We start from the raw sequence: 14197 nt of genomic DNA, 5'->3' as shown, positions 1-14197 counted from the left end.
CTCCGCGGAGCTGGCTATCGAGCACATCAAAGGAAGTCCGGAGAGCAGAAATCATCAATGGAAATCCCGCGACCCCCGGCTCAAGTACTCCCCCGCCTCGAGCGGCTCGAGCTTGTCGGCCACGACGTTGACGGCGCCGGAGGCGTTTTCCACGATGCCGCGCACGATGAGCGCCCTCGCCGTGCGCGCCACGACGTGCTGGCGCTTCCACAGTCCCGGGGAGACAACGACATTGATGAGACCTGTTTCGTCCTCCATCCCGAAAAAGGTCACACCACTGGCGGTCTGCGGCCGCTGCCTGTGCGTAACCACACCGGCCACCCGCACGCGAGTGCCGTCCTCCACGCCACGCAGGTCGGCCGCGGTGCAGATGCCGCGCTCGCGCAGGACCGAGCGCACAAGCTCCATCGGCTGCTTGTCGGGTGTGACCCCCGTCGCCGCGATGTCGGCGGCCATGAGCTCGAAGGCGTTCATACCGGGCAGCGCCGGGGCGTCGATGGCGGACAACCCCGGCAGCATGCCGTCCTTTTCGGTGGCGGCCACGCCCGCCTGCCACAGCGCCTGGCGGCGGTCCACGCCGAAACAGTCGAGGGCGCCCGCGCGCGAGAGCGCCTCGACGTGGCTGACCTGCAGGTCGGCCCGGCGCGCGAGGTCCGGGATGCCCGTGAAAGGCTGCGCGTCCTCGATGCGGTCGGCGGCGGCGCCGCCAAGGCCCTTGATCAGGTTGAGCCCGACGCGGATGGTGCGGCCGTCCACGCAGCGGGCCTCGCGGCCGGAGCCGTTGACGCTGACGGGCAGCACCTCGATGCCGTGGCGGCGCGCGTCCTGGATGAGCGACTGCGGAGAGTAGAACCCCATCGGCTGGGCGCGCAGGAGACCGACGCAGAACTGCGCCGGGTAGTAGCGCTTGAACCAGGCGGAGAAAAACACCAGGGAGGCGAAGGACTGCGAGTGCGACTCCGGGAAGCCGTAGGCGGCGAACGCGACGATCTTCGCCCACAGCTTCTCGGCCGTGGCCTCGTCGATCCGGTGGGTTGCCCAGCAGCCGTCGTAGAAGCGGCGTTGGAGCCGCGCCATCTTCTCGGGCGAGCGCTTGGCGCCCATGGCGCGTCGCAAAGCGTCCGCCTCGCGGCCCGTAAAGCCCGCGGCGTCGACGGCGATCTGCATGAGCTGCTCCTGGAACAGCGGGATGCCTAGCGTCTTGCCCAGTGACTTCTCCAGCACCGGGTGGTCGTATGTCACCGGCTCCCTGCCGTCGCGACGCCGCAGGTAGGGGTGGACCGACCCGCCCTGGATGGGCCCCGGACGGATCAGGGCCACCTCCACGACGAGGTCGAAGAAGCAACGGGGTTTGAGCCGCGGCAGGGTGGAGAGCTGCGCGCGCGATTCGACCTGGAACACGCCCACGGCGTCGGCGCGGCAGAGCATGTCGTAGACCTGCGGGTCCGTCACGTCGAGCTCCCACAGGTTCACCTCGCGGCCCGTGGTGTCGCGCACGAGGTCGATCATGTGGTGCAGCGCCTCGAGCATGCCCAGGCCGAGCAGGTCGAACTTCACCAGCCCGGCGGAGGCACAGTCGTCCTTGTCCCACTGCACCACCGAGCGGTTTTCCATCCGCGCCCACTCCACCGGCACGACGTCGGCAATCGGGCGGTCGCAGATGACCATCCCGCCGGAGTGGATGCCTAAGTGCCGGGGCTGGCCTTTGAGCTGGCTAGCAAGCTTTTCGACGCCCTCCGGTGGCCGCGAGATCCCCTTCGACCACGAATCCGCCGCACCCTGCGCGTACCCGAGCGCGCGGGCGGCGTCGCGAATCGCCCCCTTCGTCCGATACGTGATCACGTTGGCCACCTGGGCGGCGTTGTCGCGCCCGTAGGTCTCGTAGACGTACTGGATCGCTTCTTCGCGACGCCCCGATTCAATATCGATGTCAATATCCGGCGGCCCGTCCCTATCCGGCGACAGGAAGCGCTCAAACAACAGCCCCGCGCTGATCGGCTCCGCGTTGGTGATGCCAAGCGCGAAGCACACCGCCGAGTTCGCCGCCGAACCCCTGCCCTGGCAGAGGATGTTTTCGCGGCGGCAAAAGTCCACGATGTCGTGGACGATGAGGAAGTAGCCGGGGAAGTTCAGCTCCTCAATGACGCCGAGCTCGTAGTCGATCTGTGCCATCGCCTTGTCCCGGATCTCGGCGGGCCGGGTGGCGTAGCGGATCTCGGCGCCGGCGCGCGTGATGCTGCGCAACCAGCTCATCTCATCATGCCCCTCCGGCGTGGGGTAACACGGCAGCTGCGGCGCGACGAGGTTGAGCGCAAACGCGCACTGTGTGCCGATCTCCAGTGCCGTGTCGATCTTGCCGCGCGCCCCGGGCAGCATCTTCTCGATCTGTGCGGCGGAGCGCAGCCAGTTCGCTCCCATCGGGTGGAGGTGCGGGTGGGCGCTACCAAGCGAATCACGCCTGGCCAGCGCGCGCTTCGCCGCAGCTAGGCGCGCGCCATCGCGTGTCGACGCCCCCGGCACCGCCGTCACAATCGCCGGTACGTGCGGGTACCGATCGAGTGCCGCGTGGTGGTCGGCGTCCTCCGGCATCATCGACACCTCGTACTCGCGCACCACGTTATCGCCGAAGAGTTCGACCAGCCGGTCGAGCTCCTTCACCCAACGCCACCCCGCCAGCACGATACAGGTGCCTGCCAACTCGTGGGCGATGAGCTCCAGCGGCGGGTAGGCCACGGCCCCCTTTTCCCGGGTGGCCATGCGCGCCTGTGCGATGAGGCGGGAGAGCCGCCGATACCCCTCCGGCCCCTTCGCCAGCACCGGCAGGACGCGATCATCCAGTGTCAGCTCCGCGCCGAAGACCGTATTGATGCCGTGCTCTGCAGCAGCCTCGGCGAACTTCACCGCCCCGTAAAAACCGTCCCTGTCCAGCAGCGCGAGCGTGGTGACGCCGAGCTCCTTGGCGCGGCGCACCATCTCCTCCGGCTCGCTCGCCCCGCCGAGGAAGCTGTAGGCCGACACCGCGTGCAGCTCGGCGAAGGGGGCTTGGTCGGTGCGTTCCTGGGGAGCCGGCTTCTGCGTGTAGGCGGGCACCGGCACCGGCCCGGGGCGGCCGGAGAGGATGCGCTCCATCCGCGACCACGACAGCGGCACCCCACCGTTGAACCTCATGGAGGAAAATATTAGCCGTTTTCGAATGTGTTTTCTAGTTTTTCACCTTGGGGCACTTGAGCTCCAGCTTCACCCCCACCGATGGAAAACCGCTCATCGTCTTACTACGAACGCCAGGGGGTGACGTACTCGTTCGCCGGTCTCCCCTCAGCTGCCGCAATCAATTCGGGAGCTTTCGCGCCGTCCAATTGCTCGCGAATGATGTCAGCATGACCAGCATGACGGGCAAGCTCCTCTACATCGTGCACATACCGGTAACGCAGCCTGGCCTTCTGGGTTTCATGTACTCCGTACCACGGCATTGGCCCCACAGAGATCTCGGACTCAAGATCTCCCCCGCGGCAGGCACTCAAATAAACACTGCGCACGCGATCAAACTCACGCAACAGGTCGGAAAGGGTTTCGCTCCTTCCCGGCACGAAACTATCAAAAAAGGCCTCATCTGACTGGTCTGTTTTTGTATCCTTCGCAGCTATCAAGGACTGGTTCATCACGAACGTGACGTGCTTAATAATCCCACTAATGCTCAGCTCGCTGCGCAAGGGAGTTTCGCGGGCTTTACAGTCATCGAGACCGTAGGCACTGGCACGCAGAGACGAGAGCTGGTCATCAATGAAGTTGCAAAGCGTATCTCGCTCATCGTCCAACTTAGGTACATACATCCTTTTTCCTCCCGGAAGTGATTGCTTGTATGACGCAATACAGACGCTAAGCGACAATGCGGACAGATCTTGACCTCTGCCACTGGCAAAATATCCATATGACGAACGCGACTCACCGAGCACTCCAGCTTCTCGGGCTGCTCCAATCCCGTGACACGTGGCATTCCCGGGAACTAGCCGACCGGCTGGAGGTGTCTGAACGAACGGTTCGCAGAGATATCACGCGACTGAGAGAGATGGGGTATCCAGTCGATTCCGACCGTGGAACAGATGGGGGCTACCGCCTCGGGACCGGACGTAAACTGCCTCCGCTGTTGCTAGTCGCTGAAGAAGCAGTTGCCTTGGTCGCTTGCCTCCGTATGGGTGCCACAAACGGAGGCGATCTCCTAGGGGAGGCTGCACTTCGAGCCTTGATGAAAATTGAACAAGTTATGTCGCCTGCGTTACGCACAACAACATCAACGCTCAATGCCGCCACCCACGCCTTGCCGCGTAGACGAGCAGAAATCAGCATCACCCTTCTCCAGGAACTAGCTCGAGCGCAACAGGATCACTATCTTGTTCGTTTCAGATATCGCAGGGCAGATGGCGAAGAAACTGACCGGGAAGCAGAACCTCACAGACTGATGACACAAGGAGCCTTGTGGTACCTGCAAGCATTCGATCGCGCACGGAAAGACTGGCGTGTTTTCCGCCTGGATCGCATGGAAAGTTTCCATGTCACTTCGTGGCAGTTCACACCACGGGTGGCGCCGCCAAGCAACTTTGAAAAAGACCTATGCGAGCTTTATTCATGTACTCTTCGCGTCGAAATAGAGGCTACCGAGCAACAAATACTTCACAGGATTCCCGCTCCGTACCACGCCGAACTCGAAGTGACCCCCTACGGGTGCCGGTTCCTGGTCGGCGCAAACCGGTGGGATGATCTCGCGTGGCATCTGTTGTGGGTAAGCCGTGACTTAGGCCGGCCTATCCTTCTTCCTGATTCACCCGAAGCCGCTGAGTGCCGTGACGCGATGAAACGCATCGCAGCTAACGCCAACGAGATTGCTCAGGGTTAGCGCCACCTGGGGAATGTCAGAATAGGACCCCCTTATTCTGTCACGATTTCGCCGATCCGACGGAACCGTGACAGATTAGGCCAGCCGATAACGGGTCGACCTTCCCCCACCGACGGCCTCGATAGTGCCGTCGGCAAGCAGAGTGTCTACACACTTTTTCGCCGTCCCCCGGGACACATCGCACAGCATCACCAGATCGCTCGTCGCTACATCCCCCACCTCGGTGAGCCACAACATTGCCACTTCCTCCATCGTCGCGGGGTCGGTACCGAGATACGGAAGCCGAGCAGCCAGCACAGCCCTCGAACTAGGCCCGAGAATCCACGTCTGACGATAAGGCTCAACGAGGGGCTCACCATCAACCGTCGTCTGAGCGGCGGCTTCAAGGGCATTGCGCGCCTGCTCCTGGGCCGCCTGCAGCCCGTGGGCCACCGCCTCTTCCGTCACGAAGGCGCGGGACATGAGGAGGTAGAGGATGATTGCGATTCGGTAGTCCCTCTGCCGCGCCTTCGGTACAATGCGCGAGACCAGATCGAGCACCGCCACCACCGGCGGACCACCAACCAGCGTGTTCTCAACATACGGGCCGGCAACCTCCTCGATGATGGGAGGGCGGTGGCCGAGGGTAATCATGGACTGGTACATGCGGTCGACGCCCACCCCCTGCTTATCCACGAGTCCCACCGCCCGATACAAGTCAGCGAGCGCCGGATAGCGTGCAGAGCGATTGCTCAGGACATTCTCGGAGGTAACTTCCGCCGGGAATCCACCCGGGCTGCGCACGATGAGTGTGTTATCCAGCTCGATCCAGCGGACATCTACAGGTTCGCTGCGGTTCCAATCTCGGTGGATCAACGCGTTGAGCAGCGCCTCGCGCACCGCGCTGTGCGGAACCAGTGGTACCGGATCGTGTACAAACCCTTTCACGAGTGTGGCATTCCTATTCACCACACGCAACGACCTTTCGACGAGATCCAGCTGCTCGAGCACTGAAGTCCCCGGCTCGCTAACTACCCGATTGCTGATATCGCCACCGAAGACATCAAAGACTGTCAGCTCAACCACGGGTGCCGGTTGCGCCGTAAATACCAAAGCACCAGCAGCACTAAGTCGGCCGTCGGGGCCAAGCGCGCCGAGGTGGCGCATTACCTCTTCCGTCGTGAGCTCATCGGCCTGGGGGAGCGAACGCCGAAGGATATCGATGGCACCGGGACGCACGTCTGCGATTGTCTTGCCCGTCGGCTGCGCCATCTCGTCGAGCACCTGGTGCTCACGCTGGAACTGCCACCACTGGGAGCGATCTACCGGTACACACGAATCACCAACCCGCCAGCGCAATCTTCCGCTCGTATCCCCCACCGGCTCACGCGCTGGAGCAACGAAGATGACTAAAACCCTCTGGCCTTCCACTCGCTTTTCGACGATATCGGGGGCCACGTCGACTCCCGAATAAATCCGCTGCCGGAGCCATTCGATATCCAACTCGGTTCCGATAATTACCCCGGTCTTATCCTCCACCCCGACAATAAGGGCACCACCGCCTGGGGTGTTGGCCATGCATGCAACTTCGTCGGCAAGCTTCGTCGCCGCCGCGCCATTTTGTGGCGAACCCGGTTCAATACCTGCACCATTTCTGCGGCCCGCCTCCTCCTTGAAATCAATAGACTGCGTTTCGCGAATCTTGCCTACGCGCCCATCCGAGGCCGATCGCAAGATGGCGTCGACCTCCTCCTCCAGCCCCCTGCGACGCTCTCCTGGGTCACCGAAACCGACCAACACGCAAACCTCCCACCTGCACAATGCCAGAATAGATACCCCATATTCTAACATTGTTTCGCCGATCTGTCGGAACTGTGACAGATTAGGCCGCTACTCAACCGGCCCAGCCGCTTAAGGCCCTACCCCCGCGGCGCGAGATCCTGAGGCAACACCTCCTCGCCGGTCACGCAGCAGGTGAAGGTTTCATCGGAGGGGTTGCGGTGGGCGTCGAAAAGCGGCGCCTCGATGCCGCCATGGCTGCGGCGGCGGTAGTACCTGCCCTTGGTCAGCACGGCGATCAGCGGGGTGCACACAACCGCAATGAGCGCGGCGACGAGGGCCGGCCGACCGAGCGAGCCCAGGACCACCGGGTTGACGATCCAGGCGATCGCGAGGTTGGAGTAGAAGCCGAGGACGAAGAACGTGCGCCCCGGGTAGGACTTCGTGATGCGCGTCTACGCGTTGGCGGTGCCGTGGGTGACTCCGAAGCCGCCCCCGGTCATGCGCGCGCCATCGCGACCTGCGGCCTGGAACGCGGATTCGAGTTCCGGGGTGACCACCTCGTAGTCATCACGAAGCGATTCGTGGCTGGCCCGCATGAGCCGGCGGAATTCCTCCATCTCCCGGCGCGCGCCCCGCGCCCAGAGAGGAAGAAGTCTATCGAGGACGACACCTTCGAGCGCGCCGCCCAGCCAATGCCGAGGACGAAGGCAAAATAGAGGGCGATGATGGCGTAATCGAGCCACGCAGCGTCGAGCCGCAGAGCAGAATCCATGCCAAACCTTTCCTCACACTATTGCCCGCATGTGCATGCGGTGGACGATGGGGCAATCGTTCCCCAGGCGCGCGAGGTCGGCGCGGTACTCGCCGTGCGATAAGGCGACCGCACCGCTCTCACGTCCCGTCATAGCCCCACCCAAAATGGGTCAAACGCGGCTCCGATCTGGGAATAAATGCCCGAGATACTAGCGCCCGGGAGTGCGCGCGGCCACACCCGACCCGCACCCGTGCTAGACCTAGATCCATGCCCCAGATGAACAGCGTTCAAGTCGAGCGTGTTGACACCGCCCATATCTGGCACCCCTACGCAGCCCCCGGCGAGCCCACCATAGAGGTCACCGGCACGCGGGGGGCCTACCTCGAGCTTGCCGACGGGCGCCGCGTCATCGATGCCATGAGCTCCTGGTGGGCGGCCTGCCACGGCCACTCGCACCCCCGGCTCGTCGCGGCCGCCAAGGACCAGATCGACCGCTTTAGCCACGTCATGTTCGGCGGGCTCACCCACGAACCGGCGGCACGGTTAACGCAGAACCTCCGAGAGCTCACCCGCGGGGACTTCTCCCAGGTCTTCTACTCCGACTCCGGCTCGGTCTCCGTCGAGGTGGCCATCAAAATGGCGCTGCAGTACTCCCGCGGCACCGGGCACCCCGAGCGCACGAAGCTGCTTACCTGGCGCTCCGGCTACCACGGCGATACCTTCGAAGCGATGAGCGTGTGCGACCCGGTCGGCGGGATGCACTCCATGTGGGGCCCGGCCGTCACCGCGCAGGTCTTCGCTCCCCCGCCGCCGGCCGAGGGGGCGTCGGCAAGCGAGCGCGAAGCCTACCTCGAGCACATGTCCTCTCTGGTCACGGACGATATCGCCGCCGTCATCATCGAACCCGGCGTGCAGGGCGCCGGCGGCATGCGCTTCCACGACCTCGAGCTGGTCCGCGGGGTGCGCGCGCTGTGTGACGCCCACGGAATCCTGCTTATCGCCGACGAAATCGCCACCGGCTTCGGGCGCACCGGCGTGCTCTTTTGCACCCAGGCCGCCGGCGTCGTCCCCGACATCATGTGCGTTGGCAAGGCGCTCACCGGCGGGTTTATCTCGCTCGCCGCCACGCTCGCGACCGATCGCGTCGCGCGCGGCATGGAACCGGCGGCACTCATGCACGGGCCAACCTTCATGGCCAACCCGCTCGCCTGCGCCGTCGCCGCCGAATCCACCGCCATGATCGCCGAAGGGAACTGGGCGGAGCAGGTCGCACGCATCGAGGCGGGGCTGCGACGCGGGCTTGCCGACGCCCCCGGCATCACCCGGGTCCGCGGGGCTATCGGGGTGCTCGAGATGCCCCACGAGGTCAACATGGCCGCCGCCACCAGCGCCGCGCTCGACGAGGGGGTGTGGCTGCGCCCCTTCGGCCGGCTCATCTACACCATGCCCCCGTACATCTGTACAGAAGAAGAAATCTCGCGGATCAGCCACGCCGTCGTCAAAGCAGGAGAAGCCGCATGATCATCTGTGTCACGGGAACGAACACCGACGTGGGTAAGACCGTCGCCACCGCCGCTTTAGCCTCCGTGGTCAAGGGGACGGGGCGGCGCGTGGCGGTGGCCAAGCCGCTGCAAACCGGGGAGCCGCAGGGCGCGGGCGACGCCGCGAGCGTGGCCTCGCTCGCCCGCGTGACGACGCACGAGTTCGCCCGCTACCCCGAGCCATTAGCCCCTAACCTCTCCGCCCGCCGCGCCGGAATCCCCCAAGCCGACCGCGCCGAGCTTCTCGCCTGGCTCCGCGGCCTCGAGTCCACCACGGACGTCCTTTTCGTCGAGGGCGCCGGCGGACTCCTCGTCCGCCTCGCCGATACCTTCACGCTTGCCGATATCGCCTCTGACCTCAACGCCCCCCTCATCGTCGTCACCTCCCTCGGCCTCGGCAGCCTCAACGCCGCCGAGCTCACCGTCGAGGCAGCCCGCGCCCGCGGCCTGACCGTTTTAGGGCTGATCGGCGGTTCCCTCGCGCAGGAGCCCGACCTGGCCACGCGCCTCAACGTCGCGGAGCTGCCCGTGGTCACCGGCGTGCCGCTGATCGGCTGCCTGCCCGCCGGGATGGGTTCGCTGGAGCCCGGCGCGTTTACCGAGGCGGCGCGCGGGGCGCTGGGCTCCTTTTCGGTGGGCGGGGCGATGTCTTAGTGTGGGGCCGATCTGCGGGGTTTCCCATCTAGGCCACCCCGCCATCCCGCACCAAAACACCCCCCCAAAAAACCAGCACAGCCCCACAGATGCAGACCCGGTTGTGCAAGACAATAGACTAAGCGGTACGGAAGGTGATAGATTCAGTTCCCGACGTCAATCTCCCCCTACATAAAGGAGCACTCATGCACCTCAACCGCGTGATCGCCACCATCGCCGCCGCGGGCCTCGCGGCCACCAGCCTCGTTGCGTGCGGCGGCGAGTCCGCCGAGCCCGCCACCCCCGGCTCGACGGATGCCAACGGCCAGACCACCATCAAGATCGGCACGACTGAGGCAGACCAGCAGGCGTGGTCGGTCTTCCACGACCTTGCCGCCGAGCAGGGCATTAACCTCGAGATCGTGCCGTTTTCGGACTACGCCCCGGTCAACGAGGCGCTGGCGCAGGGCGAGCTGGATGTCAACAAGTTCCAGCACATCAAGTACCTCGCGGAGTACAACGCGTCCTCCGGCAAGGACCTGCGCATCGTCGGCTCGACCGAGATCGTGCCGCTGGCGCTGTTCTGGAAGGGCCACACCTCCCTCGACGGCATCGAGGGCCAGGAGGTCGCGGTGCCCAACGACCCGTCGAACCAGGGCCGCGCAATTAACGTGCTGGTGCAGGCCGGCCTGGTCAAGCTCACTGACGGTGTGGCGGATCCGCTGACCCCGACGCCGGCGGACGTCGATAAGAAGGCGTCGAAGGTAACCATCGTGCCGGTCGATGCCTCCCAGACCCCGGCCGCCTACAACGAGGGCCGCCCGGCGATTATCAACAACACCTGGCTCGATCGCGCCGGCATCGAGCCGGACCTGGCCATCTTCGAGGACGACCCGAACTCTCCGGAGGCCGAGCCCTATATCAACGTCTTCGCCGCCCGCGCGGGCGATATCGATAACGAGACCCTGAACAAGCTCGTCGAGATCTGGCACGACCCGAAGGTCATCGAGGCCAACGAGCAGGATTCCAAGGGCACCTCCGTTGAGGTCACGCGCGACAAGGCCGAACTCAACGACATCCTGACCAAGCTCGAGAAGAAGTAGGAGCACACGATGTTCAAGCGCATTGCGGCGACCGCAGCCGCCACCGTCCTCGCCGCCGCCGGCCTCGTCGCCTGCGGCAGCGAATCCGGCGAGAACGCCCCGGGCGAGGGCAACGACACCGTGACCATCAAGATCGGTACCACGGACGCGGACCAGCAAGCCTGGACCGCCTTCGAGCAGAAGGCCAAGGACGAGGGCATCAAGCTCAATATCGAGAAGTTTACCGAGTACCCGCCGGTCAACCCCGCGCTCGACGAGGGCCAGATCGAGGTCTCGAAGTTCCAGACCATCAACTACCAGGCGCAGTACAACGCCTCGGCGGGCAAGGACCTGCGCATCATCGGCTCCGGGGAGATCAACATCTTGGGCCTGTATTGGAAGGACCACTCCTCGCTCGACGGCATCGAGGGCGAAGAGGTCGCCGTGCCCAACGACCCGTCCAACCAGGGACGCGCTATTAACGTGCTCGTTCAGGCCGGCCTGGTCACCCTGAAGGACGGGGCGCCGAAGCTCACCCCGACACCGGCGGATATCGACGCGGCGGCCTCCAAGGTCTCCGTCGTCGCCGTCGACGCCTCGCAGACCCCCTCGGCCTACCACGAGGGTCGCCCGGCCGTGATCAACAACAACTGGCTCTCCCGCGCAGGGATCGACCCGGCCTCCTCCGTCGCCGCGGACGACCCGAACTCTGAGCTTGCGGAGCCCTACATCAACGTGTTCACGGTGCGCGCGGAGGACGTGGACAACCCGATCTACGCGCGGCTGGTCGAGGTGTGGCACTCCCCCGAGGTCACCGACGCGCTCAACAAGGACTCCGGCGGCACCGCCGTCCAGGTCAAGCGCGATAAGGAAGAGCTCAACGCCATCCTCGATAAGCTCACGGAGGAGTACAAGTAATGGCTACCACCGGCACCCGGGTCGAGTTCCGGGACGTGTCCAAAGTCTTTACCACGGGCAAACGCGAGGTCAGGGCCGTCGACGGGGTGAGCCTGACCGTCGAGCCCGGTGAAATCCTCGGCGTCATCGGGTACTCGGGTGCCGGTAAGTCGACGCTCGTGCGCCTCATCAACGGCCTCGACATGCCGACCGGGGGCGAGCTGCTTCTCGACGGCACCAACATCGTCGGGATGAAAGAGCACGAGCTGCGCTCCATCCGCCGCGGCGTGGGCATGATCTTCCAGCAGTTCAACCTGTTTAACTCCCGCACCGCCGCGGGCAACATCGAGTACCCGCTCACGATTGCTGGCATGGGGGCGTCGCAACGCAAAAAGCGCGTCGCGGAGCTGCTCGAGTTCGTCGGCCTTTCCGACCGCGGCTCGAACTACCCCGAGCAGCTCTCGGGCGGGCAGAAGCAGCGCGTAGGCATCGCGCGCGCGCTCGCGACCAACCCTTCGCTCCTGCTTGCCGACGAAGCCACCTCCGCCCTCGACCCAGAGACCACCCGCGAGGTGCTCGGCGTGCTGCGCCGCGTCAACGAGGAGTTCGGCATCACCATCGTCGTCATCACCCACGAGATGGAGGTCGTGCGCGCCATCGCCGACAAGGTCGCCGTCATGGAGGCCGGCAAGGTCGTCGAGTACGGCACCGTCTACGAGGTCTTCTCGCAGCCGCGCACCGATGTGGCGAAGCGCTTCGTGGCCACCTCTTTGCGCAACACGCCCGACGAGATCGAAGCGCGCGAGCTGCTCGCGCAGCCCGGCCGACTGTTCACCGTGGATTTGAGCGAGAACTCGGGCTTTTTCGGCGCGGTGGAATCCGCACGCCGTCAAGGCGTCGAGGTCCAGCCTGTGCACGGCGGGGTGACCACGCTGCAAAACCACTCCTTTGGCAAGATGACCGTGCGCCTGACCGGCGACGACGCCGCCGTCAGCGAGTTTTTGTCCACGCTTCAGCGCACCACCGAGATTGAGGAGATCGTCCGATGAACCAACTCGTCCTCGCGCAGGCCAACTGGGAGCGCCTCGGCCCCACGTTTGTCGAATCGATCGGCGACACCCTTTTCATGGTGGCCATCACTATGGTCGTCGGCGGCTTCTTCGGGCTCCTCCTCGGCCTGTTCCTCTACACCACCCGCCCCGGCGGGATCCTGCAGAGCACACCGGTCTACTGGATCATCAACGTGCTGGTGAACTTCTTCCGCCCCATCCCGTTCATCATCATGATCGCCATGCTCTACCCCATCACGCTGGCCGCGGTGGGCACGACCATCGGGCGCTCGGCGGCGACATTCGTCATGTGCTTCTCCGCAACGTTTACCGTCGCCCGCATCGTCGAGCAGAACCTCATCTCGATCGACCCGGGCATGATCGAGGCCGCCCGCTCCATGGGCGCCGGCCCGTGGCGAATCATCCGCACCGTCATCCTGCCCGAGGCCCTCGGCCCCCTGATCCTCGGCTACACCTTCATCTTCATCGCCGTGATTGACATGTCCGCCATGGCCGGCTACATCGGCGGCGGCGGCCTGGGAGACTTCGCCATCGTCTACGGCTACCGCCAGTTCCAGCCCGCCGTCACCTTCGCCGCCGTGATCGTCATCGTGGTCATGGTGCAGCTCGCCCAGTTCCTGGGCAACTGGCTGGCGAAGAAGGTCATGCGCCGGTAGAGATCTCTTCCACTCCCCAGCTCACGCCGTCCTTCGGTTCCTCGCCACACGAGGAGATCACCCCGCTCACGGCGCTTTGGCGAAGCGTGACGTCGAAAGTGGCGCCCGTGTGGGCGTCGACAAGCGACACGCTCGCACGCTGGCCGTCGACTGTTTCGTCGACAACCTGGAGCTGCGCGTAGCTAATCCGCGTACCTCTCCCGGCGAGCTGCGCGGCGACGGCGACCTCGGCGGCCTGCGCGGGAGCGGAGAAGATCCCACGGCCGCGATTGCCCGGCACGAAATACATCCCTCGCATCGCGTCCTTAATCATCGCGTCGGTGGCCTCGAGGTTCATCCGCCCGAAGCTATAGCCCCACGGCATGAGCATGAGCGTGGCGGCAAAGCGGTGCCCTTTGAGGTGGGAAGACTCCCACACCACGTCGCTGCCCCGGTTGAAGGGGTAGAGGCTTTCTAACTCGCTGACCAGGGGGCGGCCCTTGACGGCGCAGCAGCGGTCGCGCTTGCCGTGCGTGCACACGAGCACCAGCGGGCTAAGCCTGGCCATCGCGTGGTTCAGCCCCGGGCCCGAGAGGTCGAGATCCAAGATCGCCTCGGGCCCCGCGACATGCTTGACCTCTGTGAGCCCAATGCGGGTGTGGACGATGTAGAGGTGGTGGTTATCAATCCTGCGGCCCTCGCGCGTGGGGTGGCGGATGAGCTGCAGGGTCGCGCCGAACTTCTTCAGGTGCGCCTTGATTCGCGCCGAGAGCTCGGGGCCGAGGGTTGCGCCGTCGAGCACATCGTGGCTCCACGGGCCGGGCCACTCAAAAAGCACGTAAACATCGCCTTGCTTGGCGGTGCCGGGTAGCGGCTCCGCCTCCACATCGGAGCAGAAGGTCCCGTCGGTGCTGGCGCTCATAGGAACTTAGC

12 protein-coding genes and 2 pseudogenes are annotated in these 14197 nt (G+C 64.8%); 8 read left to right on the top strand and 6 right to left on the bottom strand.

Annotation, left to right across the window (positions count from 1 at the left end):
• Positions 1–54: 54 nt before the first annotated feature.
• Both C3E79_RS02205 and C3E79_RS02200 read right to left on the bottom strand, forming a co-directional pair.
• A complete protein-coding gene (locus C3E79_RS02205) occupies positions 55–3168 on the bottom strand; it encodes an error-prone DNA polymerase (protein WP_108403438.1) in 3114 nt (1037 codons plus the stop codon).
• A gap of 104 nt (positions 3169–3272) precedes the next feature.
• The gene (locus C3E79_RS02200) at positions 3273–3830 is read right to left on the bottom strand and encodes a mycothiol transferase (protein WP_108403437.1); all 558 of its coding nucleotides are present in this window, start codon (positions 3828–3830) and stop codon (positions 3273–3275) included.
• Between the two features lie 56 nt (positions 3831–3886).
• On the opposite strand from C3E79_RS02200, the pseudogene C3E79_RS11780 reads away from it, so the two are divergent.
• Positions 3887–4102: pseudogene (locus C3E79_RS11780) on the top strand (helix-turn-helix transcriptional regulator); the annotation flags it as partial.
• A gap of 141 nt (positions 4103–4243) precedes the next feature.
• Positions 4244–4891: a helix-turn-helix transcriptional regulator gene (locus tag C3E79_RS02195; protein WP_235840558.1), complete on the top strand. Its 648-nt coding sequence runs from the start codon at positions 4244–4246 to the stop codon at positions 4889–4891.
• Between the two features lie 75 nt (positions 4892–4966).
• Here C3E79_RS02195 and C3E79_RS02190 read toward each other — a convergent pair whose 3' ends face one another.
• The 3 genes and pseudogenes from C3E79_RS02190 to C3E79_RS02180 form a co-directional block, all read right to left on the bottom strand.
• The gene (locus tag C3E79_RS02190) at positions 4967–6670 is read right to left on the bottom strand and encodes a DUF5635 domain-containing protein (protein ID WP_235840548.1); all 1704 of its coding nucleotides are present in this window, start codon (positions 6668–6670) and stop codon (positions 4967–4969) included.
• Positions 6671–6789: 119 nt separating this feature from the next.
• Positions 6790–7017 (bottom strand): hypothetical protein, encoded by a 228-nt coding sequence (locus C3E79_RS02185; RefSeq protein ID WP_179948304.1) that lies wholly within the window; start codon positions 7015–7017, stop codon positions 6790–6792.
• A 114-nt stretch (positions 7018–7131) separates the two neighbouring features.
• Positions 7132–7272, bottom strand: a pseudogene (locus C3E79_RS02180) (galactokinase); the annotation flags it as partial.
• Between the two features lie 410 nt (positions 7273–7682).
• Between C3E79_RS02180 and C3E79_RS02175 the strand changes: the two are divergent.
• The 6 genes from C3E79_RS02175 (at position 7683) to C3E79_RS02150 (ending at position 13285) form a co-directional block, all read left to right on the top strand.
• Positions 7683–8927 carry an adenosylmethionine--8-amino-7-oxononanoate transaminase gene (locus C3E79_RS02175; protein ID WP_179948330.1) on the top strand — a complete coding sequence of 415 codons (1245 nt, stop codon included), beginning with the start codon at positions 7683–7685 and terminating at the stop codon, positions 8925–8927.
• Positions 8924–9601 carry a dethiobiotin synthase gene (gene bioD, locus C3E79_RS02170; protein ID WP_108403434.1) on the top strand — a complete coding sequence of 226 codons (678 nt, stop codon included), beginning with the start codon at positions 8924–8926 and terminating at the stop codon, positions 9599–9601. The genes C3E79_RS02175 and bioD overlap by 4 nt, the downstream gene beginning before the upstream one ends.
• A 185-nt stretch (positions 9602–9786) precedes the next feature.
• Positions 9787–10683 carry a MetQ/NlpA family ABC transporter substrate-binding protein gene (locus tag C3E79_RS02165; protein WP_108403433.1) on the top strand — a complete coding sequence of 299 codons (897 nt, stop codon included), beginning with the start codon at positions 9787–9789 and terminating at the stop codon, positions 10681–10683.
• Positions 10684–10692: 9 nt separating this feature from the next.
• Complete coding sequence (locus tag C3E79_RS02160; RefSeq protein WP_108403432.1) at positions 10693–11580, top strand: MetQ/NlpA family ABC transporter substrate-binding protein; 888 nt, start codon at positions 10693–10695, stop codon at positions 11578–11580.
• Positions 11580–12608: a methionine ABC transporter ATP-binding protein gene (locus tag C3E79_RS02155; protein ID WP_108403431.1), complete on the top strand. Its 1029-nt coding sequence runs from the start codon at positions 11580–11582 to the stop codon at positions 12606–12608. Before C3E79_RS02160 ends, C3E79_RS02155 begins: the two co-directional genes overlap by 1 nt.
• Complete coding sequence (locus C3E79_RS02150) at positions 12605–13285, top strand: methionine ABC transporter permease (RefSeq protein ID WP_108403430.1); 681 nt, start codon at positions 12605–12607, stop codon at positions 13283–13285. Before C3E79_RS02155 ends, C3E79_RS02150 begins: the two co-directional genes overlap by 4 nt.
• Here the strand turns inward: C3E79_RS02150 and C3E79_RS02145 are convergent.
• Complete coding sequence (locus tag C3E79_RS02145; RefSeq protein WP_108403429.1) at positions 13272–14186, bottom strand: sucrase ferredoxin; 915 nt, start codon at positions 14184–14186, stop codon at positions 13272–13274. The two genes, C3E79_RS02150 and C3E79_RS02145, sit on opposite strands and share 14 nt — an antisense overlap.
• Positions 14187–14197: the final 11 nt, after the last annotated feature.

The sequence above is a fragment of the Corynebacterium liangguodongii genome (genome assembly GCF_003070865.1).
In the GTDB taxonomy this organism is placed as follows: Bacteria; Actinomycetota; Actinomycetes; order Mycobacteriales; family Mycobacteriaceae; genus Corynebacterium; species Corynebacterium liangguodongii.
This window is presented reverse-complemented; position numbering and strand designations above follow the sequence as displayed.